The organism is Streptomyces sp. V4I8, assembly GCF_041261225.1.
Classification (GTDB): Bacteria; Actinomycetota; Actinomycetes; order Streptomycetales; family Streptomycetaceae; genus Streptomyces.
The window spans coordinates 8,472,686-8,498,030 of the sequence record NZ_JBGCCN010000001.1 but is presented as its reverse complement, the minus strand read 5'-3'; the positions used below and the strand labels follow the sequence as shown (position 1 = coordinate 8,498,030).

Annotated in this window: 30 protein-coding genes; 11 read left to right on the top strand and 19 right to left on the bottom strand. The window is 71.7% G+C overall.

Annotated features, from left to right (window positions below):
- Positions 1-13: 13 nt before the first annotated feature.
- Genes ABIE67_RS38550 through ABIE67_RS38540 form a run of 3 tightly spaced genes read left to right on the top strand, consistent with a single transcriptional unit; the run spans position 14 to position 3,231 of the window.
- On the top strand, positions 14-589 hold the full coding sequence (locus ABIE67_RS38550; protein ID WP_370266171.1) for a diguanylate cyclase: 576 nt from the start codon (positions 14-16) through the stop codon (positions 587-589).
- A gap of 6 nt (positions 590-595) precedes the next feature.
- The gene (locus ABIE67_RS38545; protein WP_370266170.1) at positions 596-1,138 is read left to right on the top strand and encodes a type 1 glutamine amidotransferase domain-containing protein; all 543 of its coding nucleotides are present in this window, start codon (positions 596-598) and stop codon (positions 1,136-1,138) included.
- A complete protein-coding gene (locus ABIE67_RS38540; RefSeq protein ID WP_370266169.1) occupies positions 1,138-3,231 on the top strand; it encodes a catalase in 2,094 nt (697 codons plus the stop codon). The genes ABIE67_RS38545 and ABIE67_RS38540 overlap by 1 nt, the downstream gene beginning before the upstream one ends.
- Positions 3,232-3,303: 72 nt before the next feature.
- Here ABIE67_RS38540 and ABIE67_RS38535 read toward each other — a convergent pair whose 3' ends face one another.
- Entirely contained in the window at positions 3,304-3,558 is a 255-nt protein-coding gene (locus tag ABIE67_RS38535) for a DUF6158 family protein (protein ID WP_030047991.1), read from the bottom strand.
- A gap of 62 nt (positions 3,559-3,620) precedes the next feature.
- On the opposite strand from ABIE67_RS38535, the gene ABIE67_RS38530 reads away from it, so the two are divergent.
- Complete coding sequence (locus tag ABIE67_RS38530; protein WP_370266167.1) at positions 3,621-4,727, top strand: Vms1/Ankzf1 family peptidyl-tRNA hydrolase; 1,107 nt, start codon at positions 3,621-3,623, stop codon at positions 4,725-4,727.
- A gap of 118 nt (positions 4,728-4,845) precedes the next feature.
- Here ABIE67_RS38530 and ABIE67_RS38525 read toward each other — a convergent pair whose 3' ends face one another.
- Together ABIE67_RS38525 and ABIE67_RS38520 are read right to left on the bottom strand one after the other, a co-directional pair.
- On the bottom strand, positions 4,846-6,465 hold the full coding sequence (locus ABIE67_RS38525; RefSeq protein WP_370266165.1) for an ABC-F family ATP-binding cassette domain-containing protein: 1,620 nt from the start codon (positions 6,463-6,465) through the stop codon (positions 4,846-4,848).
- A 213-nt stretch (positions 6,466-6,678) separates the two neighbouring features.
- Positions 6,679-7,305 carry a histidine phosphatase family protein gene (locus ABIE67_RS38520; protein WP_370266164.1) on the bottom strand — a complete coding sequence of 209 codons (627 nt, stop codon included), beginning with the start codon at positions 7,303-7,305 and terminating at the stop codon, positions 6,679-6,681.
- A gap of 72 nt (positions 7,306-7,377) precedes the next feature.
- Between ABIE67_RS38520 and ABIE67_RS38515 the strand changes: the two genes are divergently transcribed.
- The 3 genes from ABIE67_RS38515 (at position 7,378) to ABIE67_RS38505 (ending at position 10,008) form a co-directional block, all read left to right on the top strand.
- Positions 7,378-8,871 (top strand): bifunctional phosphatase PAP2/diacylglycerol kinase family protein, encoded by a 1,494-nt coding sequence (locus tag ABIE67_RS38515; protein ID WP_370266162.1) that lies wholly within the window; start codon positions 7,378-7,380, stop codon positions 8,869-8,871.
- Positions 8,872-8,971: 100 nt separating this feature from the next.
- Positions 8,972-9,793, top strand: a complete 822-nt coding sequence (locus ABIE67_RS38510; protein ID WP_370266161.1) for a class I SAM-dependent methyltransferase — start codon at positions 8,972-8,974, stop codon at positions 9,791-9,793.
- Positions 9,794-9,837: 44 nt separating this feature from the next.
- Positions 9,838-10,008, top strand: a complete 171-nt coding sequence (locus ABIE67_RS38505) for a hypothetical protein (protein ID WP_030047999.1) — start codon at positions 9,838-9,840, stop codon at positions 10,006-10,008.
- A gap of 116 nt (positions 10,009-10,124) precedes the next feature.
- Here ABIE67_RS38505 and ABIE67_RS38500 read toward each other — a convergent pair whose 3' ends face one another.
- Genes ABIE67_RS38500 through ABIE67_RS38440 form a run of 13 tightly spaced genes read right to left on the bottom strand, consistent with a single transcriptional unit; the run spans position 10,125 to position 20,092 of the window.
- Positions 10,125-10,409 (bottom strand): gas vesicle protein K, encoded by a 285-nt coding sequence (locus tag ABIE67_RS38500; RefSeq protein ID WP_370266160.1) that lies wholly within the window; start codon positions 10,407-10,409, stop codon positions 10,125-10,127.
- The gene (locus ABIE67_RS38495) at positions 10,406-10,594 is read right to left on the bottom strand and encodes a gas vesicle protein (protein WP_370266159.1); all 189 of its coding nucleotides are present in this window, start codon (positions 10,592-10,594) and stop codon (positions 10,406-10,408) included. The genes ABIE67_RS38500 and ABIE67_RS38495 overlap by 4 nt, the downstream gene beginning before the upstream one ends.
- Entirely contained in the window at positions 10,591-11,388 is a 798-nt protein-coding gene (locus tag ABIE67_RS38490; protein ID WP_370266157.1) for a GvpL/GvpF family gas vesicle protein, read from the bottom strand. The genes ABIE67_RS38495 and ABIE67_RS38490 overlap by 4 nt, the downstream gene beginning before the upstream one ends.
- Positions 11,385-11,711, bottom strand: coding sequence for a gas vesicle protein (locus tag ABIE67_RS38485; protein WP_370266156.1), 327 nt, complete (start codon positions 11,709-11,711; stop codon positions 11,385-11,387). Before ABIE67_RS38485 ends, ABIE67_RS38490 begins: the two co-directional genes overlap by 4 nt.
- A complete protein-coding gene (locus tag ABIE67_RS38480; protein ID WP_370266155.1) occupies positions 11,708-12,859 on the bottom strand; it encodes an SRPBCC family protein in 1,152 nt (383 codons plus the stop codon). Before ABIE67_RS38480 ends, ABIE67_RS38485 begins: the two co-directional genes overlap by 4 nt.
- Positions 12,856-13,560, bottom strand: coding sequence for a histone H1-like repetitive region-containing protein (locus ABIE67_RS38475; RefSeq protein WP_370266153.1), 705 nt, complete (start codon positions 13,558-13,560; stop codon positions 12,856-12,858). The genes ABIE67_RS38480 and ABIE67_RS38475 overlap by 4 nt, the downstream gene beginning before the upstream one ends.
- Positions 13,561-13,572: 12 nt before the next feature.
- Positions 13,573-13,818: a gas vesicle protein GvpG gene (locus tag ABIE67_RS38470; RefSeq protein WP_370266152.1), complete on the bottom strand. Its 246-nt coding sequence runs from the start codon at positions 13,816-13,818 to the stop codon at positions 13,573-13,575.
- Positions 13,819-13,822: 4 nt separating this feature from the next.
- Complete coding sequence (locus ABIE67_RS38465) at positions 13,823-14,593, bottom strand: GvpL/GvpF family gas vesicle protein (protein WP_370266151.1); 771 nt, start codon at positions 14,591-14,593, stop codon at positions 13,823-13,825.
- Positions 14,590-15,015 carry a gas vesicle structural protein GvpA gene (locus ABIE67_RS38460; protein ID WP_370266149.1) on the bottom strand — a complete coding sequence of 142 codons (426 nt, stop codon included), beginning with the start codon at positions 15,013-15,015 and terminating at the stop codon, positions 14,590-14,592. The genes ABIE67_RS38465 and ABIE67_RS38460 overlap by 4 nt, the downstream gene beginning before the upstream one ends.
- 52 nt (positions 15,016-15,067) lie before the next feature.
- Positions 15,068-15,400: a gas vesicle protein gene (locus ABIE67_RS38455; protein WP_370266148.1), complete on the bottom strand. Its 333-nt coding sequence runs from the start codon at positions 15,398-15,400 to the stop codon at positions 15,068-15,070.
- Positions 15,401-15,460: 60 nt separating this feature from the next.
- Positions 15,461-16,390 carry a non-homologous end-joining DNA ligase gene (gene ligD / locus ABIE67_RS38450; protein ID WP_370266147.1) on the bottom strand — a complete coding sequence of 310 codons (930 nt, stop codon included), beginning with the start codon at positions 16,388-16,390 and terminating at the stop codon, positions 15,461-15,463.
- Positions 16,387-18,234, bottom strand: coding sequence for a transketolase (locus tag ABIE67_RS38445; protein WP_370266145.1), 1,848 nt, complete (start codon positions 18,232-18,234; stop codon positions 16,387-16,389). Before ABIE67_RS38445 ends, ligD begins: the two co-directional genes overlap by 4 nt.
- Positions 18,221-20,092, bottom strand: a complete 1,872-nt coding sequence (locus ABIE67_RS38440) for an FAD-dependent oxidoreductase (RefSeq protein WP_370266144.1) — start codon at positions 20,090-20,092, stop codon at positions 18,221-18,223. The genes ABIE67_RS38445 and ABIE67_RS38440 overlap by 14 nt, the downstream gene beginning before the upstream one ends.
- 210 nt (positions 20,093-20,302) lie before the next feature.
- On the opposite strand from ABIE67_RS38440, the gene ABIE67_RS38435 reads away from it, so the two are divergent.
- Positions 20,303-21,259, top strand: coding sequence for an LLM class F420-dependent oxidoreductase (locus ABIE67_RS38435; RefSeq protein WP_370266142.1), 957 nt, complete (start codon positions 20,303-20,305; stop codon positions 21,257-21,259).
- A gap of 19 nt (positions 21,260-21,278) precedes the next feature.
- Positions 21,279-22,370 (top strand): enolase C-terminal domain-like protein, encoded by a 1,092-nt coding sequence (locus tag ABIE67_RS38430; protein ID WP_370266140.1) that lies wholly within the window; start codon positions 21,279-21,281, stop codon positions 22,368-22,370.
- Here ABIE67_RS38430 and ABIE67_RS38425 read toward each other — a convergent pair.
- Positions 22,367-23,449 (bottom strand): SDR family oxidoreductase, encoded by a 1,083-nt coding sequence (locus ABIE67_RS38425; RefSeq protein ID WP_370266139.1) that lies wholly within the window; start codon positions 23,447-23,449, stop codon positions 22,367-22,369. The two genes, ABIE67_RS38430 and ABIE67_RS38425, sit on opposite strands and share 4 nt — an antisense overlap.
- 5 nt (positions 23,450-23,454) lie before the next feature.
- Entirely contained in the window at positions 23,455-23,952 is a 498-nt protein-coding gene (locus ABIE67_RS38420) for a phage holin family protein (RefSeq protein WP_370266138.1), read from the bottom strand.
- A gap of 139 nt (positions 23,953-24,091) precedes the next feature.
- Between ABIE67_RS38420 and ABIE67_RS38415 the strand changes: the two genes are divergently transcribed.
- The gene (locus ABIE67_RS38415; protein ID WP_048579432.1) at positions 24,092-24,439 is read left to right on the top strand and encodes a VOC family protein; all 348 of its coding nucleotides are present in this window, start codon (positions 24,092-24,094) and stop codon (positions 24,437-24,439) included.
- Positions 24,440-24,452: 13 nt separating this feature from the next.
- Complete coding sequence (locus ABIE67_RS38410; RefSeq protein WP_370266137.1) at positions 24,453-24,800, top strand: DUF6204 family protein; 348 nt, start codon at positions 24,453-24,455, stop codon at positions 24,798-24,800.
- Here ABIE67_RS38410 and ABIE67_RS38405 read toward each other — a convergent pair.
- Positions 24,772-25,326: a GNAT family N-acetyltransferase gene (locus ABIE67_RS38405; RefSeq protein ID WP_370266136.1), complete on the bottom strand. Its 555-nt coding sequence runs from the start codon at positions 25,324-25,326 to the stop codon at positions 24,772-24,774. The genes ABIE67_RS38410 and ABIE67_RS38405 overlap by 29 nt on opposite strands.
- Positions 25,327-25,345 lie beyond the last annotated feature (19 nt).

Here is a 25,345-nt window from a genome sequence, read left to right as displayed (position 1 = left end):
CCTCGTCCCGGGCGTGGCCGACTGGTGGATGCACCGCCGGACCCGGATCGAGGAGACGGCGGGCGTCAAGGAAACACTCATCCTCCCCCACTGCCCTCAAGGCGTGGGAGGTGCCCCCACCTTGATGATGACCGAGGTCGGTATCCCCATCGCGCTGACCCTGCGTTACGAGGTCAACCCGCTGCTGCGGAGCCTCCAACCGGGCGCGACGGCCGCGCACGAGGCGACCGCGCTGTGGGAGGTGCGGACGGCCGTCGGCAGCGACCGCGAGGTCAAGCCGGTCGAGCGGCACATCCACGGCTTCCTGGAGTCGCTGCCGTTCGGCGGACTGACGGTGCTGATGTGTCTGCACGCCGACCAGGTGAAGTCCCTGCTGCGCGGCGGCCGGGGCGATCCCGACGCGTGGCGTCTGGTGCCGCGCCGGCGGCCGCTGTCGCGCGGCTATCTCGCGGGCATCGGCGTCGCCATCGGGGCCTGTGTGCTGCTGCCGTACGGCGAGGAGCTGTGGCGGTGCGTGCGTGCCCGTCGGCGGGACAAGAAGCGTTTCACGAGCGACGAGGCCCACTTCAGGGCCACGGAAGGACGTTGAGACATCATGCGTATCGCATTTCTGACCGCCCCCGAGGGCGTCGAGCAGGTCGAGCTCACCGATCCATGGCAGGCGGTGGTCGACGCGGGCCATGAGCCGGTGCTCGTGTCGACGAAGCCGGGCACGATCCAGGCGTTCCACCATCTCGACAAGGCGGACAAGTTCCCGGTGCAGGAGGTCGTGGGCGAGACGTCCGCCGACTCCTTCGGCGCGCTGGTCCTGCCGGGCGGCGTCGCCAACCCGGACTATCTGCGGATGAACCGCAAGGCCGTGGCCTTCGTGCGGGACTTCTTCGACCAGGGCCGCCCGGTCGCCGCGATCTGCCATGCCTCCTGGATGCTGGTGGAGGCGGACGTGGTGCGCGGGAGGGTGCTGACCTCCTGGCCGAGTCTGCAGACGGACGTCCGTAACGCGGGCGGCACCTGGGTGGACGAGCAGGTGCGGATCTGCGACCACGGTCCGAACAAGCTGGTCACCAGCCGTATGCCGGACGACCTGAAGGCGTTCTGCGAGACGTTCCTGGAAGTGTTCGCGAGGGAGGCGTCGTAATGGGGAACCGCAAGGAGGAGCAGCGGGAGGCCTTCCGGGCGGACGACCCGACGGCCGGGCCGCTCACCACCGACCAGGGCGTGGAGGTCGACCACACCGACGACTCGCTCGCCGCCGGGGAGCGCGGGCCGACGCTGATGGAGGACTTCCACTTCCGGGAGAAGCTCACCCACTTCGACCACGAGCGGATCCCGGAGCGGGTGGTCCACGCGCGCGGGGCGGGGGCGTACGGCTATTTCGAACCGTACGAGTCCTGCGCGGAGTTCACGCGCGCGGCGTTCCTCCAGGACCCGGCCGTACGGACCCCGGTGTTCGTGCGGTTCTCCACGGTGCAGGGGCCGAAGGGGTCGGCGGACACCGTGCGGGACGTGCGCGGTTTCGCGACCAAGTTCTACACGTCGGAGGGGAACTACGACCTGGTCGGGAACAACTTCCCGGTCTTCTTCATCCAGGACGGCATCAAGTTCCCCGACTTCGTGCACGCGGTGAAGCCCGAGCCGCACAACGACATTCCCACCGGCGCCTCCGCGCACGACACCCTCTGGGACTTCGTGTCGCTGCAGCCGGAGACGCTGCACGCGATCATGTGGCTGATGTCGGACCGGGCCATCCCGCGCAGCTACCGCATGATGCAGGGCTTCGGCGTGCACACCTTCCGGTTCGTGAACGCGGACGGGAAGGGCACGTTCGTGAAGTTCCACTGGAAGCCGCGGCTGGGCGTGCAGTCGCTGGTGTGGGACGAGGCGCAGGAGTGCCAGGGCCGTGACCCGGACTTCAACCGGCGTGACCTGTGGGACGCGATCGAGGCGGGCGAGTACCCGGAGTGGGAACTGGGTGTCCAACTCGTCGCGGAGGAGGACGAGTTCGCCTTCGACTTCGACCTCCTCGACGCCACGAAGATCATCCCGGAGGAACAGGTGCCGGTCCGCCCGATCGGCCGGATGGTCCTGAACCGCAACCCGGAGAATTTCTTCGCCGAGACCGAGCAGGTCGCGTTCCACACGGCGAACATCGTCCCCGGAATCGACTTCACCAACGACCCGCTGCTCCAGGCCCGCAACTTCTCCTACCTGGACACGCAGTTGATCCGGCTGGGCGGTCCCAACTTCGCCCAGATTCCGGTGAACCGGCCGGTGGCGCCCGTACGCACGAACCAGCGCGACGGCTACCACCAGAGCGCGATCCACCGGGGCACGAACTACTTCCCGAACTCCCTCGGCGGCGGCTGCCCCGCGCACGCCGGTGTCGACGGCAGCGCGTACACGCACTACGCCGAACGCGTCGACGGCGCCAAGATCCGGCGCCGGAGCCCGAGTTTCCAGGACCACTACAGCCAGCCGGCGATGTTCTGGAACAGCATGGCGGACTGGGAGAAGCAGCACATCGTCGCGGCGTTCCGGTTCGAGCTCGGCAAGGTCGGCGCGAAGGAGGTGCGGGCCCGGACGGTCGAGCATCTCGCCCAGGTGAACGGCGACCTCGCCGCCCAGGTGGCGCGCGGCATCGGGGTGCCGGAGCCGTCCGGGACGCAGGCGGCGGACAAGCTCTCCTCCCCCGCGCTGAGCCTGGAGTCGCAGCGCGGCGACGGCTCGATCCGCACCCGGCAGATCGCGGTCCTGGTCACGGACGGCGTTGACACCGCGCAGGTCGACTCGGTGCGTGAGGCGCTCACGGCCGAGGGCGCGATCGTCGAGGCGCTGGCGCCGACGGACGGTACGGTCGCCGGGGCGCACGGTGACCGGTGCGAGGTCGACCGCGCACTGCCGACCGTCGCCTCCGTGCTGTACGACGCCGTACTGGTGCCCGGCGGCCCCCACGGCACCCCGCCCACGGCCGCCGATCAGGACGCGATGCGTTTCGTCCGGGACGCCTACCGGCACGGCAAGCCGGTCGGCGCGCTCGGCTCCGGCGTGGGCGTCCTGTCGTCCCTGGAGCCGGAAGGTGTACGGCTGTCTGCCGAGTTCCACCACACGGTGGTCGACCAGGGCGTGGTGACGGACACGTCACCCGGTCCGGCGAGCGGGGACTTCCTGGAGGCCTTCAAGGCCGCCCTGTCGGCGCACCGGCACTGGGGGCGTCCGCCGGTGCGGCGCTGAGCGCGCTGAGCGCGCTGAGCGCCGGATGATCAGCCGTGATGAGCGGGGCGTGCGCGGCGCACGCCCCGCTCATCACACGTTGCGGTCGCGGGCGCCCTCGCGGGTGCGGCCCGCGGCCACCGTGCGGCGCGGGTTGCGGCGCAGGTATTCGCCCTCCAGCTGCGCCATGCGTTCGTTGTGGGCCCGCAGCGCGCCGTTCGAGCCGTACAGCAGCGTGTCGTGACGCGTCCGGTGGATGGTCTCCAGCTCCTTCATGAGCTGCTGGTCGTCCAGCCGGCTGGGGTCGACTCCGGTCATGGTGGTGCCCCGCTCGTCGTGTTCAATCATGCGGTCCGGGTACCCGCCCGTGGAGCACACAGCACCCGAGCGGCGTACAGGAGAGACAGACCATGGATCTCGCCTTCCTGAACCCACTGTACGAACACCCCGGCCCTTGGGCCTCCGTATACGTGGACACCTCCCGGCACACGGAGGACACCCCCCATGAACGGCACCTGACGGCTCGGGCCCTGTCCCGGGAGCTCGCCGGGCAGGGCGCCGACGACGCGACCTGCCGGGCCGTACGGGAAGCGCTGGAGGAACTGCGGCACTCCTCCGAACCCCATGGCCGCGCGATCTTCGCCCGAGCGGGTGAGGTGGTACTGGATCCGCCGCTGTCCCGCGCCCCGCTGCGCGACAGCGCCGACTGGGCGCCGCTGCCGCACACCACGCCGCTTCTGGAGCTGGCGGGCGAGGACCCGGTCTGCGTGGTGGCCTACGTCGACCGCCGGGGCGCCGCCTTCGAGCTGCGTACCGCGCTGGGCCGGCAGGACGTCGGTACGGTCACCGGCCGACCGCATCCGATCCACCGGACGAGCACGGCCGACTGGTCCGAGCGGCACTTCCAGCTCAAGGTGGAGAACACCTGGGAGCACAACGCGGCCGAGATCGCCGACGCGCTCACCGTCTGCCAGGAGGAGACCCGTGCCGACCTGCTGATCCTCGTGGGTGACGACCGGGAGCGGCGGACGGTGCACGACCGGCTGCCGCAGCGGTTGCACGACCTCGTGGTGGAGGCCCCGCACGGCACCGACAGCCGGCTGCTCGACGAGGACGTCGAACGGGCGCGGGAGGATCATGTACGGCAGCGGGCCGTGCGGGAGCTGGAGCGGTTCCTGGCGGCGCGCGAACCCGGGTCCGAGGGGCGTGCCGGGGCGGTGGAGGGCGTTCCCGCGCTCGTCGAGGCGGCGCGTGAGCACCGTATCGACGAGCTCCTGATCCGGCCGGACGGTCCTGACGCGCACCGCGAGGTGTGGATCGGCGAGGAACCCGACCAGCTGGCGGTGCGCCGGACGGACCTCAAGATCCTCGGCGAGCAGCACTCGTGGTCGTCCCGCGCCGACGACGCACTGATCCGCTGCGCGGTCGCCACGGGGGCGGGGGCCCTGTCCGTGACCCCGGCGTCCCAGCGGGAGACCCCGGCGGGCGGCCTGGGCGCACTGCTGCGCTGGCCCTGAGCGAGAGATTCTCGCCCCCGCCGCCCCTACCCGTCCCATCCTTCTGGGGCTCCGCCCCAGACCCCGCTCCTCAAACGCCGGAGGGGCTGGATTCAGCCCGTCCGGCGGGGGCGAGGAACTACCGTGCCCGCTCCACCCGCCGTTCGTCCCACACCGGCTCCGCGGTCTCCCGCACGCGCCCGTCACTGCCGAAGACCAGGTACCGGTCGAAGGAGCGCGCGAACCAGCGGTCGTGGGTGACGGCCAGTACCGTGCCCTCGAAGGCCTCCAGCCCCTCCTGCAGGGCTTCGGCGGACTCCAGGTCGAGGTTGTCGGTCGGCTCGTCGAGGAGGAGGGCGGTGACGCCTTCGAGTTCCAGCAGGAGGATCTGGAAACGGGCCTGCTGGCCGCCGGAGAGGCGGTCGAAGGCCTGCTCGGCCTGGTGGGTGAGCTCGTAACGGCGCAGCCGGGACATCGCGGCGCCCCGGTCCTGGGCATGCTCCTTCCAGAGGATGTCGAGGAGCGTACGGCCGACCAGCTCAGGATGCGCATGCGTCTGCGCGAAGTGCCCGGGCACGACCCGCGCACCCAGCTTCCACTCCCCCGTGTGCGCCACGTCGTCGCCGGCCAGCAGCCGCAGGAAGTGCGACTTGCCGGACCCGTTGGAGCCGAGGACGGCGACCCGTTCGCCGTAGAAGACCTCCAGGGAGAACGGCTTCATCAGGCCCGTGAGTTCGAGTCCCTCGCAGGTGACGGCCCGTACCCCGGTACGGCCGCCCTTCAGCCGCATCCTGATGTCCTGCTCGCGCGGCGGCTCCGGCGGCGGGCCGATCTCCTCGAACTTGCGCAGCCGGGTCTGGGCGGCCCGGTAGCGGGAGGCCATGTCAGGGCTGTTCTCGGCAGCTTGACGGAGCGTCAGCACCAGCTTCTTCAGCTGGGCGTGCTTCTCGTCCCAGCGCTTGCGCAACTCCTCGAAGCGGGCGAAGCGCTGGCGCCGGGCCTCGTGATACGTGGTGAAGCCGCCGCCGTGCACCCAGGCGTCGGCCCCGGCGGGCGAGGGTTCGACGGAGACGATCTTCTCCGCGGTGCGGGCGAGGAGTTCGCGGTCGTGGGAGACGAAGAGGACCGTCTTACGGGTCTCCTTCAGCCGCTCCTCCAGCCACCGCTTGCCGGGCACATCCAGGTAGTTGTCGGGCTCGTCGAGCAGCAGCACCTCGTCGGTGCCGCGCAGCAGCGCCTCCAGCACCAGCCGCTTCTGCTCACCGCCCGACAGGGTCCGCACCTGCCGCCACTGCGCCTTGTCGTACGGCACGCCGAGCGCGGCCATGGTGCACATGTCCCACAGCGTCTCGGCCTCGTACCCCCGCGCCTCGGCCCAGTCGGCGAGCGCCTGCGCGTACTTCAACTGGGCGGCCTCGTCATCGACGGTCATGATGCCGTGCTCGGCGGCGTCGACGGCCCGCGCGGCCTCGCGGATACGCGGCGGCGCGACCGACACCAGCAGGTCGCGTACGGTCGTCTCGTCCCGTACGGATCCCACGAACTGCCGCATCACACCCAGGCCGCCACTCACGGTGACGGTGCCGCCGTGCGGTTTCAGCTCCCCGGAGAGCAGCCGCAGCAGGGTCGTCTTCCCGGCCCCGTTGGGCCCGACGAGCGCCATGACAGCGCCCTCCCCCACCCGGAACGACACGTCGCCGAGCAATGCCCTCCCGTCGGGAAGGTAGTACTCGAGATGCGCGGCTTCCAGGTGTCCCATAGGGCGCATTCTGAGGTCCAGCCACGGGCTCGGGCAAACGCATATCCGGCCCCGGCCCAGTCATTTCAGCCCGTCCGGCGTTTGAGGACGAGGCCGCAGGCCGATAGCGGGGGGTCCGGGGGGCGGCAGCCCCTTGGCGGGGTCGAAGGGGCGGAGCCCCTTCAAGGGATGGGACGGGTAGGGGCGGCGGGGGCGAGAAACCCCGGCACGGCCCTACTCGGCGTCCACCGCCCACCCCGTCGGTCCGCCCTCCCCCGCAGGAGCCACCACGGCCCCCGCCCAGGTCAACGCCTTCCACCCCTCCCCCGGCGCTCCCTCAAGGATCACCACTCCGGTGTTGTCCAGCGGGTGCGCCGCGGCGAACGGCACGTCCACGTTGGCCGCCCGCGCCGCCGTCCAGAGACGGATCGCGGCGCCGTGACTGACCATGGCCACCGTCCCGGCCCCACTCTCCGCGGCCTCCGCCACCACGGCGTCGTAGCGCGCCAGCGCCTCCGCACCGCTCTCACCGCCCGGCATCCGCAGCCCCGTGTCCCCGGCCGCCCAGGCGAACACCGTCCTCATGTAGAGCACACCCTGTTCGGTGTCGCCGCGCACCATCTCCAGGTCCCCCGCGAACACCTCAAGGCCCCGCGCGGCGGCCAGCGGCGCGGCGGTGAGCTGCGTACGGATCAGGGTGGAGGCGTAGACCGCCTCGATGTCCTCGTCGGCCAGTGCCTCGGGAAGAACCGCGGCCTGCTGTTCGCCGAGCGCGGTCAGACCGGCGCCCGGAACACCCGTGTCCAGCAGGTGGTCCACGTTGGACGGAGTCTGGCCGTGGCGGACGAGGAGCAGGCGCATGGACGGGTTCCTCCGTGTGTCGGTCACCGCCGGCCGGTCAGCAATCGGCGACTTCAGGGTACCCAGCCCTGTATGAGCCCAGACGTCGACCTCACCGTCCCGAAACCCGGCCGGCACGCCCTGCGCAACCGGTTCCTCGCCCTCGACTCCCGGCTGTTCGAATTCGCCGCCGAGCGGAACTGGCCGTACGCCGAGCCGGTCCTGCCGCGGCTGAGCCGGAGCGCGAACCACGGTGTGCTGTGGTTCGCGACGGCCGCCGCGATCGCCGCCAGCCGTACCCCCAGGGCCCGCCGGGCCGCGGCCCGGGGCCTCGCCTCGCTGAGCCTGGCCTCGCTGACCATCAACACCCTCGGCAAGCGGTCGGTGCGCCGCCCCCGTCCCGTCCTGGACCCCGTACCGCTGGGCCGGCAGCTGAAGCGGCAGCCGATCACCACCTCGTTCCCGTCCGGGCACGCCGCGTCGGCGACCGCGTTCGCGACCGGAGTCGCGCTGGAGTCGCCCGCCTGGGGCCTGGCGGTGGCCCCGATCGCCTGGTCGGTCGCGCTGTCGCGGGTGTACACCGGCGTCCACTTCCCGAGCGACGTGGTGGCGGGCGCGGCCCTGGGCGCGGGTGCCGCGTTCGCCGTACGGGGCATGGTGCCGACGCGTGACCGGCTGGTCCCGCCGGCCCGGCCCTGTACGGACGTCCCGGCGCTGGAGGACGGCGACGGCCTGGTCGTGGTGGCCAACAAGGGGTCGGGCAGCTCCGACCGGGTGCACGCGCTGCTGGACACGCTGCCGCGTGCCGAGCTCGTCGAGTGCGAACCGGCGGACACCCCGGCCGAGTTGCGCAAGGCGGCCGTCCGGGCCCGGGTGCTCGGGGTGTGCGGCGGCGACGGCACGGTGAACGCGGCGGCCGAGGTGGCGCTGGAGTTCGGCCTGCCGCTCGCGGTGCTGCCCGGCGGCACGTTGAACCACTTCGCCCTCGACCTGGGTGTGGAGGACGAACGCGATCTGAGCCGGGCCATCCAGCGCGGCGAGGCCGTGCGCGTGGACGTGGGCCGGTTCACCTGCGACGGACGGCAGGGCGTCTTCCTCAACACGTGCAGCCTCGGCGTGTACCCGGAGCTGGTGCGCGAGCGGGACCGCTTCTCGTCCCGCATCGGTGCCTGGCCGGCCGGGGTGCTCGGGGCCCTGCGTGTCCTGCGCCGGGACCGGCACCCGCTGCAGGCCGAAGTCGCGGGCCGCGCGCATCCGTTGTGGATGCTGTTCGCCGGGAACGGCACCTACCACCGGATGGGCCTCGCCCCCGCCCGGCGCCTGAATCTCGCGGACGGCGTGCTCGACGTACGGGTCGTGCACGGCGGACGCCGGCCCGCGCTGCGTCTGCTCGCGGCCGCCGTGGCGGGCCCGCTGACCCGCTCACCGGCTCACGCGGCGGTCCAGGTCGGCCGGCTGCACCTGTCCGGCGTCACCCCGGGCGCGCTCCTCGCGTACGACGGCGAAGTCACGGAGGTGGACGGCGAGGTGACGCTGGAGAAGCTGCCGGAGGCGCTGACGGTCTACCGCCCGCTGCCCGGGGCCTGATGCCCCGTCAGTCCAGATAGCAAAACGCAGGTCTCACCATTCGACATGCGGGCGTACCGTATGGAGCACCGCCCGGCAGGACGAGACGAGGGGAACACGCATGTCGAAGGCCCAGGAGACCGCCGTCTACACCCACGGGCACCACGAGTCCGTACTGCGCTCGCACACCTGGCGTACGGCCGCCAACTCGGCGGCCTACCTGCTCGGCTCGCTGAAGCCGCACATGAGGATCCTCGACGTCGGCTGCGGCCCGGGGACCATCACCGCCGACCTGGCGGCCCTGGTCCCCGACGGGCAGGTCACCGGTGTCGACCGGGCGCCGGAGATCCTGGACCAGGCCCGGGCCACGGCCACCGGGCGCGGTCTGGCGAACGTCGACTTCGCGGTCGCGGACGTGCACGCCCTGGATTTCCCGGACGACACGTTCTGTGTCGTCCACGCCCACCAGGTGCTGCAGCACGTCGGCGATCCGGTGACCGCGCTGCGTGAGATGAAGCGGGTGACCAGGCCGGGCGGCTTCATCGCGGTCCGCGACTCGGACTACGCGGCCATGACCTGGTATCCGGCGCCCCCGGGCATGGACGCCTGGCTGGACCTGTACCGCCGGGTCGCCCGCGCCAACGGCGGCGAGCCGGACGCCGGGCGCCGGCTGAAGTCCTGGGCGCTGCGGGCCGGGTTCACGGACATCACGGCCACGTCGAGCACCTGGACCTTCTCGACGCCGGACGAGCGGGCCTGGTGGAGCGGGCTGTGGGCGGACCGCACGCTGGCCTCGGCGTACGCCGAGCGGGCCACGGAGGGCGGACATGCGAGCGCGGAGCAACTGCGCGCCGTGTCGGAGGCCTGGCGGGAGTGGGGCCGACAGGAAGAAGGCTGGTTCAGTGTTCTGCACGGGGAGATTCTGTGCCGTAAAGATGCCTGAATCGCGTTTTTCTGGAAACCCGATGAGCAGGAGGTCAAAAAACTATGGTTCCTATTCTGCTCGTGTTGCTGCTGGCCCTGATTCTCTTCGGCGCCGGGTTCGCACTGAAGGCACTCTGGTGGATCGCGGTCGTGGTTCTGGTGCTGTGGCTCCTGGGTTTCGTGATGCGCGGCACCACCGCGGCAGGAGGCAGGGGTCGCTGGTACCGATGGTAAATCCAAGTTAACAGCGAGAAATCGGCAGTGAATTTATTTCACTGCCGATTTCTCATTCCCGGGAAACTACGGTTTCCCGGGAAACTACAGCTTCCCGGGAAACTACGGTTCCGTTCTCACTGCCTGGGAAGCAACGGTCCCAGCGGCCCGAGGTCCAGGTTCAGGTCCTCGGGCCGCAGTCCGTAGCGGTCCCGCAGCTCGGTCATACGGTCGTCCAGCAGCATCAGCGTGAGCCCGATGCGTTCCTCCTGCTCCTCGCTCAGGTCGCCCGTGTCGAAGCGGCGCAGCGCCTGGCGCTCCATGAGCTGACGCAGCAGCTCCACGACCGTCAGGACGAGCTTCACGAGGTCGCGTTCCACGGTGTCGGGGTCGAGGTCCAGCCGGTTGCGGTGGGACGTCACACCAATTCCCCCCAGGGTGACGGGACCTGCTCGTTGACCGAGCTGATCAGCGCGTTCAGGTCGATCCGGACCAGGTCGACGTCCGCGATCCGCAAAGTGATGTCCCCCGTGACCACGACGCCCCCGGAGAGCAGCCGGTCGAGCAGGTCCACGAGGGCGATCTCACGGCGTTCGACGGCGGTCACGGCTCCACCTCCGGCTCCTCCGCGAACTCGTCGGTGAAGGAATAGGCCGCCCAGGGCCCGGTGAGTTCGACCCGGATTCCGGGGGCGTCGTCCTTCTCCCGGTCCACCAGTTCCACGAATTCCTCGGAAACGGCGCGCGGCACCAGATAGGCGGCGTTGAGCATGTTCTGCCCGGACGCACCGGAAAGTGCGGTGTTCTGCGGAGCGTGCAGCCGGGAATCCTCGGCGAACGCGGAAAGTGTTTCGTGGAGCCGGCCGGCGAATGCGGCGGCCTTCTGCCACACGTCCTCCCGGGCCCGGGTCTGCATTCGGCGCCGGCGCAGATAGTCGCGGCCCGAACCGGGCACCCCCTCCTCCGGCCGCGCGGGCTCGGTGGGCTGCGCGGCCTCCGTGGTTTCAGGTTCGGCGTACACCTTCACGCCCCACTCGACCCGGCCCTCCAGCCGGTCCAGGACGCGCCGGAAGTCCTCCTCACGGGCCTCCAGCATGGTCCGTACGCCGCTGTCGTCCCGGAAGACGGTGGCGAGCCGCAGCGGCAGCGGGGTGGTCACGACGGTGAGCGCGTCGATGACCTGCTGGTGGGCCCGGGCCGTGGCGGTGAGCCAGTCCAGGTCCTCCAGGTGGGCGCGCAGCGCCTCCTCGGCGAAGTCCGCCTCCGGCACCGTACTGACGACGGCGATCAGGCCGTGGTGCGTCAGCTGCTTGGGGGGCGACCCGGCGACCCCCATCAGCTGCCTCTGGAGGGCGGAGCCGAAGGGGCGGCAGACGGCGTAGACGTAGCGCAGTCCGGTCATGAGGCCTCCTCCTGTTGCCGGGCGGGCTCCAGCTGGGCCAGGCGCTCACGCAACTCGGCGTTCTCCCGGGCGAGTTCGTCGCGCCGGGCGCGGGTCGACAGCGCCGGATCGTCCTCCCACCAGTCGATACCCATCTCCTTCGCCTTGTCGACGGAGGCCACGATGAGCCGCAGCTTGATGGTGAGGAGTTCGATGTCGAGCAGGTTGATCCGGATGTCGCCCGCGATGACCACGCCCTTGTCGAGCACCCTTTCCAGGATGTCGGCGAGGTTGGCACTGCTGTCGTGGCCATAGGGCTGGGGCAGCCGCCCGGGAGTCGTCATCGGCGGCTCCTGCCACCGGCGTACTCGTCCTCGTCCTCGGGCTCGGGCTCCTCCTCGGCGTCAGCCTCGGGCTCGTCCTCGTACTCGTCCTCGGCATCCGCCTCGTACTCGTCTTCGCCGTCGGCCTCGTACTCGCCCTCCGGCTCCTCCGTGTCCTCGGTGTCCTCCGCTTCCTCGTTTTCCCCGGTGTCCTCGTCCGGGTACTCCCCGTTCTCCTCCTCCGCGTACGCGGCTTCGCCGTCTTCCTGCTCTTCTCCTTCGTACGCCTCCTCGTCCTCCTCCGCGACCGCGTCCTCGTGGCTGCGGACGACTTCGCCGTCGCGGATCTCACCGCGCCAGCCGTCCTCCGCCTCTCCCTTGAGGGTGATGAAGCGGACGTAGTTCTGGAGGTCGAGCCGGGCGCGGCGGCCCTGGGCGCGCCAGATGTTGCCGGTCTTCTCGAAGAGGCCCTGCGGGTAGTACTCGACGACCAGCAGGACCCGGGTGAGGTTGTCGGCAAGCCGGTGGAAGGAGACGACGCCCTTCGTGGTGCCCTTGGCGCCCTCGGAGGTCCAGGCGATCCGGTCGTCGGGCAGTTGCTCGGTGGTCTGCGCCTTCCAGCTGCGGTTGGACCAGAAGACCTTCAGCTGCCAGTCGGAGGTCGTGTCGTCGGCGCGGTTCGCGCTCTGCACGCCCTTGGCGAAGGTGCTGAAGTCCTGGTACTGGGTCCACTGGTCGTACGCGGTGCGCAGCGGGACGCCGACGTCGACGTACTCAAGGATGACGGTGGGCTTCTTGCCCGCCCCGCCCTTGCCGCCGCCCTTGCCGCCGCCAAGGTTCTTCAGCGCGCCGGTCACGTTGTCCTTGACGCGTGTGGCGCCGAGCTCCAGCGCTGTGCGCAGCGGTCCCTTGCCTTCGGCGATCTTGCGGCCGCCGTCCAGGGCGAGCTTGGCGAAGCCGGGGCTGCGGCCCTCGGCCATGTCGGTCAGCTTGCCCGTGGCCTCGCCGAGTTTGTGGCCGGCGCCGGTCAGCAGCCGCGTGGCCTGGGCGGCGAGGTACTCCTGCACTTCGGCCTTGAGCCGGTCGGCGGCCTCGCTGTGCGCCAGGCCGCTGATCGGCCCCGTGGCCCCTTTGGCCGCGGAGGTCGCGGATCCGACTGTCTCGGTCATCGCTCGTCGCCGCCCTTCTGCAGCCGGGACCGTGCGCTGCGGGCGCCCCCGCGCGCCGCGGTCGTCTTCTTGGCGGCGGGCTTCCTGTCGGCCGTCTTCTTCGCCGCCGGTGTCTTCTTGGCCGCGGCCTTCTTCGCCGCGGTCTTCTTGGCGGGCGCCTTCTTCGCGGCGGCCTTCTTCGCCGGAGCCTTCTTGGCCGGAGCCTTCTTCGCCGGTGCCTTCTTCGCCGCCTTCCGGCGCGGCTCCTCCTCGGCCTCGGGCTCCTCAGCCTCAGGCTCCTCAGCCTCGGATTCCTCAGCCTCGGCCTCGGGTTCCTCAGCGTCTTCCTCTTCCGGCTCCTCGTACTCCTCGTCGTCCGGACCGAGATCCTCCGTCCCGGGCGCGACGCCGGCCAACTGGTCACGGACCTGTGCGGTACGGCCGTGCAGCCGGTCGGCGAAGGCGTCGAGCTGCCGCTCGAACATGGCGCCCGACGCGGCCTTGCCCACCCCGCGCAGGTCCTCGCGCAGCTGGTCCCCGATCTCCTTGAACTGCGGGTTGTTCTGCAGCTGCTGCGACACCAGGTCCGCGAGCGCCCGCGGGCTCAGCTGCATCCGCTTGCCGGCCGCCAACGTGCCGATGGCGAAGGCCAGCTTCATCTTCTTCGTACGTCCGAGGACGTATCCGGCCCCTACCGCGAGGCCCAGTCCCACTCGGTTCATCGTGCCGTCCCATCACTTGCCCGTGCCGTGCGCAAGGGCGGTCTCGAGCCGGTCGAGGAGCTCGTCCTCCCGGCGGTCGAACTCCTCCTCGTCGATCTCGCCCGCGGTCAACTGCTCTTCCAGGGCGGCCAGTTCGGCGCGCACGGTCGCCGGGTCGTAGTAGAGGCGCTCCGCCTCCTGCAAGACCTGTCTGATCACCCACGCGCTGCCGCGCACCGGGGCGAACGGCAGCAGCGCCACTTCTCCGATCAGTCCCACGGCCTCACTCCTCCGCGCTCTCCGCGCCGGTCATGGTCCCCGCGGGCTCGGCGGGACCGGGATCGACGAAGCTGTACGGCGGCAGCGGGCCGTTGACGCGCAGATCGAGGTGGGGGTGGCCCTTGCGGAGCTGTTCCACCGCAGTGAGGAAGGTCTCGACCCCCTCGCGGTCCACCAGGAACGACACGTTGGCGAGCCAGCCGCTGGAGTCGGGGCCCACGCTGACCGCGTCCGCGGCCGGTTCCAGGGTGTGCTGTACGTCGGTCGCGTCCTCGGCCTCCTGGGCCTTGACCGCGGCGACCACCATCTCGCCGAGCCGGAGCCGTTCCTCGTAAGTACCGCCGCCTGCCTGCCGGTTGGCCTCCGTGATGGCCCGGATCTCCGGGTTCTCGGACAGCACGCTGTGCAGCACGGCCTCTTCGGAGTGGCTGGCCTTGATGTTGTACTCGACCTTGCCGTCCAGGGCCGTGAGGCGTTCCTTGTAGTGCTCGGCACGTTCGGCGAGGACTCCGGTGACCGTGTCGTCGTCGGGGGCGATGCTCCCGAACCGCATGGGCAGCACGCACCCGGCCGCGCCCGCCTCGGCGAGCACGTTCGAGTGGGCGAGCAGTTCCTTGCGCTTGGGGCGCAGCCCTTCGGGGGCGTCGCTGACCAGGGCGGCCAGGCCACCCTCCTTCAGTACGCGGATCGGGCTCGGCGGGTCGCCGACGCCGCCCACGGCGCTCGGAAGTGAGGGGTGCGAGCTCGCGGTGATGCCGTACACGTACGTGCTCACTCCTGCTCCTCCTTCCTGCGGGCCGCCGTGGACTTACGGGCGCGCGGCTTGGGCTCGCGCTCCCCTTCGTCCCGTGCCTGCTTGAAGGCGTCGGAGATGGTCTCCGCGGCGCCGGACAGCGCCCCCTTCGACTTGCCGCGCGCGCCGGACTCGGTGAGCTCGCCGACGAGGTCGGGCAGGCCCGGGTCCTTGCGCGGTCCGGCCTCCAGGTCGAGCCGGTTGCACGCCTCGGCGAAGCGGAGATAGGTGTCGACGCTGGCGACGACGACCCGGACGTCGATCTTGAGGATCTCGATGCCGACGAGGGAGACCCGTACGAACGCATCGATGACGAGCCCCCTGTCGAGGACGAGCTCCAGGACGTCATAGAGGCCGCTGCTGCCGCCTCCGCCTCCGGTCTGCTGTGCCGGTACTACGGTCATGCCGGCTGTTCCTCCTTGTCTGGGGATGGTGTGACGGGCGTGGGCGGGCGGCCTAGCGGCCGCCCGGCCTGTGTGCGTCGGACCGTCCGCGTTCGTAGCGGCGGACACGCCGGTAGCCGGTGAGCCGTCCCTGCTGGTCGAGCTCCACCTGGTAGCTCGCCATCAGACTCATCGTGTCGGGGACACGGGTCAGCTCCAGGACCTCGATCTCCAGCGCCCAGCCGTCCTCGGTCTGTTCGAACGAGGACACCGTCTCCGCGGCCTTGCCGGTGAGCTCGGCGAGCTGGGCGCGCGCCTGGCGCAGGACCTCCATCGGGCTCGGCATGTCGTCCGCCCCGCCCTGTCGTTGTCTGGATGATTTGGGTGAGTTCTGTGAATCAGTCATGGGCGCCTCCCACGGCGAGTGGCCCGGAAGGCGTTGGCCAAACCCGTGAGTTCGTGTGTGTCAGCCACGGAGTGCGTCGAGCCTGCGCCGGGCGGGCCCCAGGGCGCGGGGGCGGCTCATCACCCCCGCCCACGGGTTGGTGCGGGCCTGCTCCACGGCATCGGCGATGGTCCAGCGGCGGGCGTCGAGGTCCGGGTCGTCCAGCTCGGCCCAGGTCAGGGGCGTGGCCACGGGGGCGCCCGGCCGGGGGCGCACGGTGAAGGGCGCGACCGCCGTCTGGGCGTAGGCGTTGCGCTGTACGTCCAGATAGAGGCGGTCGCCGCGGTCCTTCTTGCGGGCGGCGGTGGTGAGCCGGTCCGGGTGGGCATCGACGAGGGTGTCGGCGACGTCCCGGGCGAACCCGCGCACCTCGTCGAAGTCCTGTTCCCCCTTCAGCGGTACGACCACGTGCAGGCCGCGCGACCCGGTCGTCATCAGCGCCGACGGGAGCTTCAGCGTGTCGAGCAGCTCACCGAGCAGCCCGGCCGCCTCCCGCACCTGCCCGAAGTCGTCGCCAGCCGGGTCGAGGTCGAAGACCATCCGGTCGGGGAAGTCGATCCGGTCGGTGCGCGACAGCCAGCGGTGCAGGGTGAGACAGGCCTGGTCGGCGAGGTAGACGAGGGTCGCGACGTCGTCGCAGACCGTGTGGCGGACGGTGCCGTCCTCCTTGGCCACCTCGACCCGGGTGATCCACTCCGGGTAGTGCTCCGGGGTGTTCTTCTGCATGAACTGCGGTCCGTCGACGCCGTCGGGGTGCCGCTCCAGCATCAGCGGACGGCCGCGCAGGTGCGGCAGCATGAACTCGGCGACGGACCGGTAGTAGTCGACGAGGTCGCCCTTGGTGTACTCCTTCGCGTCCCCGTCACCGGGAAAGAGCACCTTGTCGACGCGTTTGACCTCGACGGTACGACGGCCCGCCCGCACCCGCTTCGTATCGTCGCCGCCGGTCACCGTACGACCGCCTCCTCCACCAGCAGCTTCCCCGCGGCGGCGATGGACGCGGCGTCGATACCCGCGGCGTGCAGCTGCTCGTCCGGCGAGGCCGAGCCGGGCATCCTGCGGACGGCGAGGCGCACCAGACGGGGCACCGGGCGGCCGTCGAGGAAGGCGTCGAGGACGGCGTCGCCGAGGCCGCCCTCCTCGTGGTGGTCCTCCACGGTGAGCAGGCAGCCGGTCTCCTCGGCGGCCCGGCGCAGGGTGGCCCGGTCGACGGGCTTGACCGAGTAGAGGTCGACGACCCTGACCTGGATGCCATCGCGTTCCAGCGCGTCGGCGGCGGCGAGTGCCTCGTGCACGGTGACGCCGGCCGCGACGACGGTCAGCCGGTCGCGGTCACTGGAGCGCAGCACCTTGCTGCCGCCGACCGGGAACTCCTCGTCGGGGCCGTAGATCACCGGGGCGGCGCCGCGCGAGGTGCGCAGATAGCGGACGCCGTCCAGGCCCGCCATGGCGGCGACGAGCTGTGCGGTCTGGTTGGCGTCGCACGGGTACAGCACGGTCGAGCCGTGCACGGCCCGCATCATCGCCAGGTCCTCCAGGCCCATCTGGCTCGGGCCGTCCTGCCCGATGGCGACGCCCGCGTGCGAGCCGACGAGGTTGATGCCGACGCCGCTGACGGACGCCATGCGCACGAAGTCGTGGGCGCGGGTGAGGAAGGCCGCGAAGGTCGAGGCGTACGGCACCCAGCCGCGGGTCGCGAGCCCCACCGCCGCGGCGACCAGCTGCTGCTCGGCGATGTAGCACTCGAAGAACCGGTCGGGGTGCTCCTTGGCGAAGAACTCGGCGCGGGTGGAGTCGCTCACCTCGCCGTCGAGGGCGACGATGTCGCCGCGGCCGGTGCCGAGCGCGGCGAGCGCCTCGCCGTAGGCGTTGCGGGTGGCGACCTCCTCGCCCGTCTCCCAGCGGGGCAGTTCGACGTGTCCGGCGCGTACGGCGTGCAGCATGCGGGTGGCGGGCGGCTCATGGACCCGGACGCGCAGGTCACGCGGTCCGCCGAGCTCGGCGATGGCCTCGTCGGCGTCCGGCAGCGGCTTGCCGTGCAGTCCCTCGCGGTCCTCGACGGCCCCGACGCCCTTGCCCTTGAGGGTGCGGGCAAGGATCACGGTGGGCTGTCCGACGGTGGACTCGGCCTCCCCGTACGCGCGGTCGATGGCGTCCACGTCGTGCCCGTCGACCTCGATGGTGTGCCAGCCGAAGGCCTGGAAGCGGCGGGCGTAGGCGTCGAGGTCATGTCCGTGCCGGGTCGGTCCGCGCTGGCCCAGCCGGTTCACGTCGACGATCGCGGTGAGGTTGTCCAGATGCTCGTACGCCGCGTGCTCGGCGGCCTCCCACACGGATCCCTCGGCGAGCTCGCTGTCCCCGCACAGCACCCACACCCGGTACCCGGTGCGGTCCAGCCGCTTCCCGGCCAGCGCGATCCCGACGCCGATCGGCAGTCCCTGCCCGAGCGAACCCGTCGCGGTCTCCACCCACGGCAGCCGCCGCGGCGTCGGATGCCCTTCGAGCCGGCTGCCGAGCTTGCGGAAGGTGACCAGTTCGCCGTCCTCGATGGCGTCCGCGGCCTTGTAGGCGGCGTAGAGGAGGGGCGAGGCGTGCCCCTTGGAGAGGACGAAGCGGTCGTTGCCGGGGTGGGCGGGGCGGTCGATGTCGTAGCGGAGGTGTTCCGCGAGGAGTACGGCCATCAGGTCCGCGGCGGACATCGACGACGTCGGATGCCCCGACCCCGCGGCATCGGCGGCACGCACACTGTCCACGCGCAACTGCTGGGCCAGCTCGACGAGTTCAGCGGTGTTCATGGGTGTCCTGGTCTCCTTCGGAAGGCTGGGGGGAGCGGGGTTCGGGGGCGATGGGCGCGTCCGGATGCGGCTTGTGGACGGCCGGCGAGCCAGGAGGCGCCTCACCGCCCGCGGGGGAACCGGGTTCCGGCTCCCGGCCCGCTCGCAGATCGGGGCGCGTCACCGGGCCGGGCGGTTCATGGTGCTTGCCGGCGTCGGGGTCCTGGACGGGGTCGGGCGGCTCGGATCCGACCGCGGGGCCGGGCCCCGGACCCTTGGCCGGCTCGCTGCCGGGCTGGTTCTTGGCCGGCTCGCTGCCGGGCTGGTTCTTCGCGGGTTCACCGCCGGGCTGGTTCTTCGCGGGCTCACCCGCGGGCTGGTTCTTCGCCGGCTCACCCGCGGGCAGGTTCTTCGCCGGCTCACCCGCGGGCAGGTTCTTCGCCGGCTCACCGCCGGACCGGGTCTGCGCCGCCTCGCTGCTCGGCTGCCGCGCCTGCGCGTGCTCGGGCTCGCGTCCGGCCGACCCGGACGCCCCGGGACTCGGTCCCTCCGAGGGCGCAGGCGTCTTCTCCGGCCGCCCCGGCGTTCGCGCCAGTTCCGGCGAGGCGGTGTCCAGCGGCACCGACCACGACCGCACCAGCCCCAACTGCACGGCCTGGCGCGGCAGTACGGCGTCCAGGAGCCAGTCGGCGGCGACGCGGACGCGGTTGCCGGGCATCGCGGCGAGGTGGTAGCCGCGGGTGACGGCGCCCGCCGCCACGCCGGACAGGTGGACGCCGAGCGGGTTGGCGGCCGCCTTGACGCCGCCGAGGTCCACGACGAAGCCCATGTCGCGGTGGCGGTAGGCGCGCCGCTCGCCGAGGCCCAGGGACGCGGCGACGTTGTGGGCCACGGTCCTGCCCTGCCGCCAGGCGTGCTGGGCCGTCATCGGCGTGTACTCGCCGGGCTTCTCCAGGTCGGGCACGGCGGCCCCGTCCCCGGCGGCGAACAGTTCGGGCCGGCCCGGCACCTGGAGGTGGGGGTCGACGAGGAGACGGCCCCGCTCCAGGGGCAGTCCGAGGGACTCCGCGAGCGGGTCGGGCCGTACTCCCACGCACCACACCAGGGTGCGGGTGTCGACGAACTCGCCGTCGGTCAGCAGCACCCCACCGTGCGTCGCCTCCTTCACGGAGGTGCCCATCCGTACGTCCACGCCCCGCTGCCGCAGCACCCGGTCGGCGGTGCGCGAGAGCCTCTCGTCCAGCTCGGGCAGGACACGGTCGGCGATGTCGAGCAGCAGCCAGCGCGGCCGCATGCCCGCCCGCAGCGGGTGTTTGCGCACTTGGGCGTCGGTGACGAGCTGGCCCTGCGCGGCGACCTCCGTACCGGTGTACCCGGCACCCACGACGACGAAGGTGCACCGCGCGGCGCAGCTCTCGGGGTCGTCGGCGGCGGCCGCCAGCTCCACCTGCCGGGTCACATGGTCGCGCAGGTACAGCGCCTCGGGCAGGCCACGGAAGCCGTGCGCGTGCTCGGCGACGCCGGGGATGGGCAGCAGCTTGTTGACGCTGCCCGCGGCGAGGATGATCCGGTCGAAGGGCAGGGTTCCGCCGTCGCCCTCGGGTCCGGTGAAGTGGACGGTGTGCCCGTCGAGGTCGATGGAGTCGGCCTCGCCCAGGACGAGCCGTACATGGGGCAGGGTGCCGGAGAGGGAGACGGTCACCCGGCGCGGTTCCAGGATGCCGGCGGCGACCTGGGGCAGCAGGGGCAGATACAGGAAGTAGTCGGTCGGGTTCAGCAGGGTGATGTCGGCCTTGTTCCGGGTGAGCCGGGACAGGGTCCGGGCCGCCCGGTACCCGGCGAATCCGGCGCCGACGATCACAATGCGGGGTCGACTCACGGTTGACCTCCGGGGCTGTCGCGTACCTCGGGAGCCTTCCGCGTCCCCCTGGCCAAGGCCCCCAAACGTCGCCCCGGGCCGGCGCCGGTTTCCGGCACGCGGACCCGGACAGCCCCGTTCCGGCCCGGTTTCCCGCCGGGCCCCCGGGTACCCGGACGGCGACCCGTCCCCCGCCGCTGATCCGACGCGGCAGTTCCGGAGGTGCCCCCCATGCCCGAGTACGGCTATTTCCTGGCGTGCGAGGAGTTCCGTCCCGCCGAACTCGTCGAGCAGGCGAGGATGGCGGAACAGGCCGGATTCCAGTCGCTGTGGATCTCGGACCATTACCACCCGTGGAACGACGCGCAGGGCGAGAGCCCCTTCGTGTGGTCGGTGATCGGCGCGATCTCGGAGGCGGTGTCGCTGCCGATCGAGACGGCCGTGACCTGCCCGACCGTGCGGATGCACCCGGCGGTGGTGGCGCAGGCCGCGGCGACCTCCGCGGTCATGACGAACGGCCGGTTCCGGCTCGGCGTCGGCAGCGGCGAGGCCCTCAACGAACACATCCTCGGCCATATCTGGCCGCCCGCGAGCGTGCGCCTGGAGATGCTGGAGGAGGCGATCCTGATCATGCGCCGGCTGTTCACCGGCGAGGAGGTCAGCCATTACGGCGCCCACTACCGGGTGGAGAACGCCCGCCTCTACACGGTCCCCGACGAGCCGGTCCAGATCGACATCTCCGGCTTCGGCCCGGCGGCGACCTCGCTCGCGGCCCGGGTCGGCGACGGCTTCATCACGATGATGCCGGACGAGGAGCTGGTGACCCAGTTCCGCAAGGGCGGCGGGCACGCCAAGCCGGTGATGGGCGGCACGAAGGTCTGTTACGGCACCGACCGCGACGAGGCCGTACGCACGGTGCGCCGACTGTGGTCCAACCAGCTGCTGCCCGGCGAGATGGCCCAGATCCTGCCCTCGCCGCGTCACTTCGAGCAGCTGGAACCACTGGTCACCGAGCAGATGGTGAGCGAGAACACGGTGTGCGGCGACGACGTCGACGAGCACGTGGCCGAGCTGAACGCGTTCGCCCAGGCCGGCTTCGACCGGGTCTACGTCAGCCAGATCGGCCCCGACCAGCGCGGCTTCTTCGACTTCTACCGTACGAAGGTGCTGCCGCAGCTTCAGCCGTGACAAGGGGCGGGCCCACGCGATGAAACTCCATCTCCCCGTCGTCTCCGTCTACACGGTGCCCACCGACGCCCCCGAGGCGGACGGCACGCTGGCCTGGAACTCCACGACCGTGGTGATCGTCGAGGTGACGGCGGGCGACGCGACCGGCACCGGCTGGACGTACGGCCCGGCGGCGGTCGGCGACTTCCTGCGCGACCGTCTCGCACCCCTCGTCGAGGGACGCAGCGCCCTGGACATCCCCGCCGCGCACGACGCGATGTCCCGCGCGATCCGCAACGCGGGCCGCCCGGGCATCGTCGCGTGCGCGATCTCGGCGCTGGACATCGCCCTGTGGGACCTCAAGGCCCGACTCCTCGAACTACCCCTGGCCCGGCTGCTGGGCGCCTGCCGCGAGCAGGTCCCCGTCTACGGCAGCGGAGGCTTCACGACGTACCACGACACGCATCTGGCAGCGCAGTTGAACGGCTGGGTGCACGGCCAGGACATCCCGCGCGTGAAGATAAAGATCGGCGAGGACCGGGGCCGCGCGGCCCCGCGCGATGTCGCCCGGGTCCGGGCGGCCCGCCAAGTGATCGGCCCCGAGGCGGAGTTGTACGTGGACGCCAACGGCGCCTACACCCGCAAGCAGGCGATCCGCGTCGGCCACGCCCTCGCCGAGCACGACGTCGGCTGGTTCGAGGAGCCGGTGTCCTCGGACGACCTGGCCGGTCTGCGGCTGATCCGCGACTCCCTGCCGTGTGACGTCACGGCGGGCGAATACGGCTACGACCTCCCGTACTTCGCCCGCATGATCGCCGCCGGCGCGGTGGACTGCCTCCAGATCGACGCGACCCGCTGCGGCGGCCTCACGGAGTTCCTGCGCGCCGCCGCCCTCGCCCAGGCCCACGGCCTGGAGGTCTCGGCCCACTGCGCACCGCACGCCCACGCCGCCGCGGCCGCCGCGCTCCCCAACCTGCGACACATCGAGTGGTTCCACGACCACGTCCGCGTGGAGGACATGTTCTTCGACGGCGCCCTGGACCCCAGGGGCGGCACGATCACCCCGACCCAGGGCGTCGGCCACGGGCTGACGCTACGGGCGGAGGAGGTACAGGAGTTCCGGGTCGCCTAGCTGTGCTTCGGGCGCGTCAGGTAGCTGCGCTTCGGGCGCGTCAGGCCGGTCAGCCTGCGGGTCAGCTGTCGCGCGGCCAGCACCCCGGCGCCGACCGTGACCGCCCGCCCCACCCGGCCGCGATTGCGGGACAGCCACTCCTGAGGGCTTCCCGCATGGGACTCCTCGTCGAAACGCCCGTGCGCCCCGAAGTCCCGACCGTGCGGACCGTCGGCCGGCGTCCACAGGTTCCCCGGGCCGGCCTGCTCACCCTCGTCGTGCTGGGCGTCGAACCCGGTCCTCGCCAGATACCGGTCCAGCAGCCCGGGAACGACCGCGTTGGCCATCAGCGTCGCCGCCGTGGAGCCGCCCACCCAGTACTCCCGGCGTCGCCCGTGCCCGGCGGCGTGCACGATCGCCCGCGCGGCCACCTCCGGCTGGTAGACCGGGGCCACCGGCCGGGCGCGTCCCGGCATGCGGCTCAACACCCAGTCGAACTGGGGGGTGTTGAGGGCGGGCATCTGCACCATCGTCGTCCGCACCCGGCTCCCGTCACGGAGCAGCTCGCACCGCAGCGACTCGTTGAACCCCTGGATCGCGTGCTTCGACCCGCAGTACGCCGACTGCAGCGGTACCCCGCGGTAGGCGAGCGCGGATCCGACCTGCACGATCGTGCCCCGGTCGCGCGGCAGCATGTGCCGCAGGGCGGCCCGGGTGCCGAACACGTACCCCAGGTACGTCACTTCGGTCACCCGCCGGAACTCGTCCGGGGTGATCTCGGTGAACGGGGCGAAGATCCCGGCGAAGGCGTTGTTGACCCAGACGTCGATGTGCCCGAAGGCGTCGACGACCTGCTGGGCCGCGTCGTCGACGGCCTTGGCGTCGGCCATGTCCACCGTGACGACCAAGGCCTCACCACCGGCCCGTTGCACCTCGTCCGCGGCCCCGGCGAGACCCTCGCGCCCCCGGGCGAGCAGGGCGACCCGGTCGCCGCGTGCGGCGAAGGCCAGGGCCGCGGCCCGGCCGACGCCACCGCTGGCCCCGGTCACGACGACGGCCCTGCCGCGGTGCGGCAGGGCCCCCTCCCACGGCTTGCGCACCGGCCTCACGCCCGGTGGTGCGGCTGCTCGGGGTCGGTGTCGTTCGTGTCCGGCGGCACCGCGCCGGGCACGCCCGCCTCGGGCGGGCCGGCCGGCATCGGCGGATAGGGCAGGCCGAGCCCGCCGGGCGGGGCGGCCGGCGCGCTGCCGCCGACGGTGCGTCCGGGGGCGTGGCCCGGCCCGGCCGCGTGGTCCGGCGTCGGCCGGGACGCCGAGGGGCGTGCCGCGCCGCGCAGCACATACGCCACCACGCCGAGGATCGCCGCGGTGATCAGCGCCGCGGCCCAGTCCGGCAGCCCGGTGGCGAGGCCCAGCCCGAGGGCGAGCGCGAGGGCCGCGCCCGCGTACAGGGCGACGGCGCCGGAGCCGGCGTAGAGCATGGCCCGGCGACGCTGCCTGCGCGTCTGCTCGCGCAGTTCGTCGCGCACGGTCTCACGCGCCACCTGTGCCAGTTCGTCGACCAGGTGCTTGTCCAGGTGCTCAAGATGATCCAAGCGGTCCATGTCGGCCGGGTACCCGTACAGGCGTACGCATAACGCGCTCCGTCACGACCCGTACCGACGCGTGAGCCATCGCCCCACGAGTGAGGGGATCGCGTGAAACGATCTCCCTGTCCGGGCGCCCCCAACTAGGCTCGTCCGTATGGACATCCTGGGAACCACGCTGCGCGTGTGCGTCGACGACCTGGAGAGGGCAGTCCCCTTCTACGAGCGGCTCGCGGGCGGCCAAGCCCTCCGTTTCGAACGCGGCGGCGTCCAGGTGGCCGCGATCGGCTGCTTCCTGCTGATGAGCGGCCCGGAGGCGGAGCTGGAGGTGCTGCGCAAGGTCGCGGCGACGATCGCCGTCAAGGACGTCGAGGAGGCCCATCAGGTGCTCACCGAACTGGGCGCGCACATCATCGCGGGCCCGGTGCCGACCCCGGTGGGCCGCAATCTGATCGCGATGCATCCGGACGGGGCGATCTACGAGTACGTGGACCGTCAGGGCTGAGGGGAACGGGAGCATGAGCGAGCAGCACACCTATCGGGTGATCGTCCGGGGCAGCTGGGACGGGCTCACCGAAGAGGCCCGGGCACGACTGCTCGCCGGGGCCGCCGAGCACGGTCTGACCAGCATGCGGTTCACGGAGGAGGGGTCGCTCTCCTACGAGCCGTCCCCGCTCAAGCACTTCTCGATGCGCTATGTCGTGGTCTCCGACGCGGCGGAGGGCGAGGAGATGGCCGGCGCGATCGCCGAGGACCGTGCGGAGAGCGCCCTTCGCGAGCTGGGCTACGGCTTCCGTGATCTGAAGTCGACGGTCACGGACCTCGACACGATGAAGATCAACCGCAAGCCCGCATCTCGGCGGTGATCGCCCATCGCTCATGATCCCGCCAGGCCCCGTCGATGAAGAGCATGCCCGGCGAGAAGCCCTCCAGGCGGAAGCCGCAGGCGCGGGCGAGGGCGATCGAGGCGGTGTTGGCCGGCTGGACGTTGATCTCCAGCCGGTGCAGCCGCAGCGGCCCGAAGGCGTGGCCCACGACCAGGTCGAGGCCCTCCCGCATCAGGCCGCGCCCGGCCGCGTGGGCGAAGGCGCCGTAACCGAGGGCGCCGTTCTGGAAGGCGCCCTCGACGATGTTGTTGATGTTGATGAACCCGGCGATGCCCCCGCCCTCCTCCTTCGCGCAGACCAGGAACCCCGCCTTGCTCGGATCCTCGATCAGCCGCCCGGCGTACGCGGCGTACGCGGCGGCGCCGTCCGGCGGGAAGAGCCACGGGTGGTGCAGTTCCTTGCTCTCCCGGACCCGGGCCGTGAACTCCGTACCGTCCTCGTAGGTGAAGTGACGTATGCCCACTCGGGGGCCTTCGGCGAGATAGCGGGTCGCGGGGTGCGGCATTGCGCCAGCCTACGACGAC

Excerpts from the sequence above, each read along its gene's own strand:
- ABIE67_RS38405 (WP_370266136.1), bottom strand. The coding sequence starts at position 25,326 with ATGCCGCACCCCGCGACCCGCTATCTCGCCGAAGGCCCCCGAGTGGGC.
- ABIE67_RS38445 (WP_370266145.1), bottom strand. The coding sequence starts at position 18,234 with ATGAACACCGCTGAACTCGTCGAGCTGGCCCAGCAGTTGCGCGTGGAC.
- ABIE67_RS38435 (WP_370266142.1), top strand. The coding sequence starts at position 20,303 with ATGCCCGAGTACGGCTATTTCCTGGCGTGCGAGGAGTTCCGTCCCGCC.
- ABIE67_RS38485 (WP_370266156.1), bottom strand. The coding sequence starts at position 11,711 with ATGACGACTCCCGGGCGGCTGCCCCAGCCCTATGGCCACGACAGCAGT.
- ABIE67_RS38520 (WP_370266164.1), bottom strand. The coding sequence starts at position 7,305 with ATGCGCCTGCTCCTCGTCCGCCACGGCCAGACTCCGTCCAACGTGGAC.
- ABIE67_RS38415 (WP_048579432.1), top strand. The coding sequence starts at position 24,092 with ATGGACATCCTGGGAACCACGCTGCGCGTGTGCGTCGACGACCTGGAG.
- ABIE67_RS38420 (WP_370266138.1), bottom strand. The coding sequence starts at position 23,952 with ATGGACCGCTTGGATCATCTTGAGCACCTGGACAAGCACCTGGTCGAC.
- ABIE67_RS38545 (WP_370266170.1), top strand. The coding sequence starts at position 596 with ATGCGTATCGCATTTCTGACCGCCCCCGAGGGCGTCGAGCAGGTCGAG.
- ABIE67_RS38475 (WP_370266153.1), bottom strand. The coding sequence starts at position 13,560 with ATGAACCGAGTGGGACTGGGCCTCGCGGTAGGGGCCGGATACGTCCTC.
- ABIE67_RS38480 (WP_370266155.1), bottom strand. The coding sequence starts at position 12,859 with ATGACCGAGACAGTCGGATCCGCGACCTCCGCGGCCAAAGGGGCCACG.
- ABIE67_RS38540 (WP_370266169.1), top strand. The coding sequence starts at position 1,138 with ATGGGGAACCGCAAGGAGGAGCAGCGGGAGGCCTTCCGGGCGGACGAC.
- ABIE67_RS38510 (WP_370266161.1), top strand. The coding sequence starts at position 8,972 with ATGTCGAAGGCCCAGGAGACCGCCGTCTACACCCACGGGCACCACGAG.
- ABIE67_RS38525 (WP_370266165.1), bottom strand. The coding sequence starts at position 6,465 with ATGGGACACCTGGAAGCCGCGCATCTCGAGTACTACCTTCCCGACGGG.
- ABIE67_RS38455 (WP_370266148.1), bottom strand. The coding sequence starts at position 15,400 with ATGACTGATTCACAGAACTCACCCAAATCATCCAGACAACGACAGGGC.
- ABIE67_RS38460 (WP_370266149.1), bottom strand. The coding sequence starts at position 15,015 with ATGACCGTAGTACCGGCACAGCAGACCGGAGGCGGAGGCGGCAGCAGC.
- ABIE67_RS38410 (WP_370266137.1), top strand. The coding sequence starts at position 24,453 with ATGAGCGAGCAGCACACCTATCGGGTGATCGTCCGGGGCAGCTGGGAC.
- ABIE67_RS38430 (WP_370266140.1), top strand. The coding sequence starts at position 21,279 with ATGAAACTCCATCTCCCCGTCGTCTCCGTCTACACGGTGCCCACCGAC.
- ABIE67_RS38490 (WP_370266157.1), bottom strand. The coding sequence starts at position 11,388 with ATGACCGGACTGCGCTACGTCTACGCCGTCTGCCGCCCCTTCGGCTCC.
- ABIE67_RS38515 (WP_370266162.1), top strand. The coding sequence starts at position 7,378 with ATGAGCCCAGACGTCGACCTCACCGTCCCGAAACCCGGCCGGCACGCC.
- ABIE67_RS38535 (WP_030047991.1), bottom strand. The coding sequence starts at position 3,558 with ATGATTGAACACGACGAGCGGGGCACCACCATGACCGGAGTCGACCCC.
- ABIE67_RS38530 (WP_370266167.1), top strand. The coding sequence starts at position 3,621 with ATGGATCTCGCCTTCCTGAACCCACTGTACGAACACCCCGGCCCTTGG.
- ABIE67_RS38505 (WP_030047999.1), top strand. The coding sequence starts at position 9,838 with ATGGTTCCTATTCTGCTCGTGTTGCTGCTGGCCCTGATTCTCTTCGGC.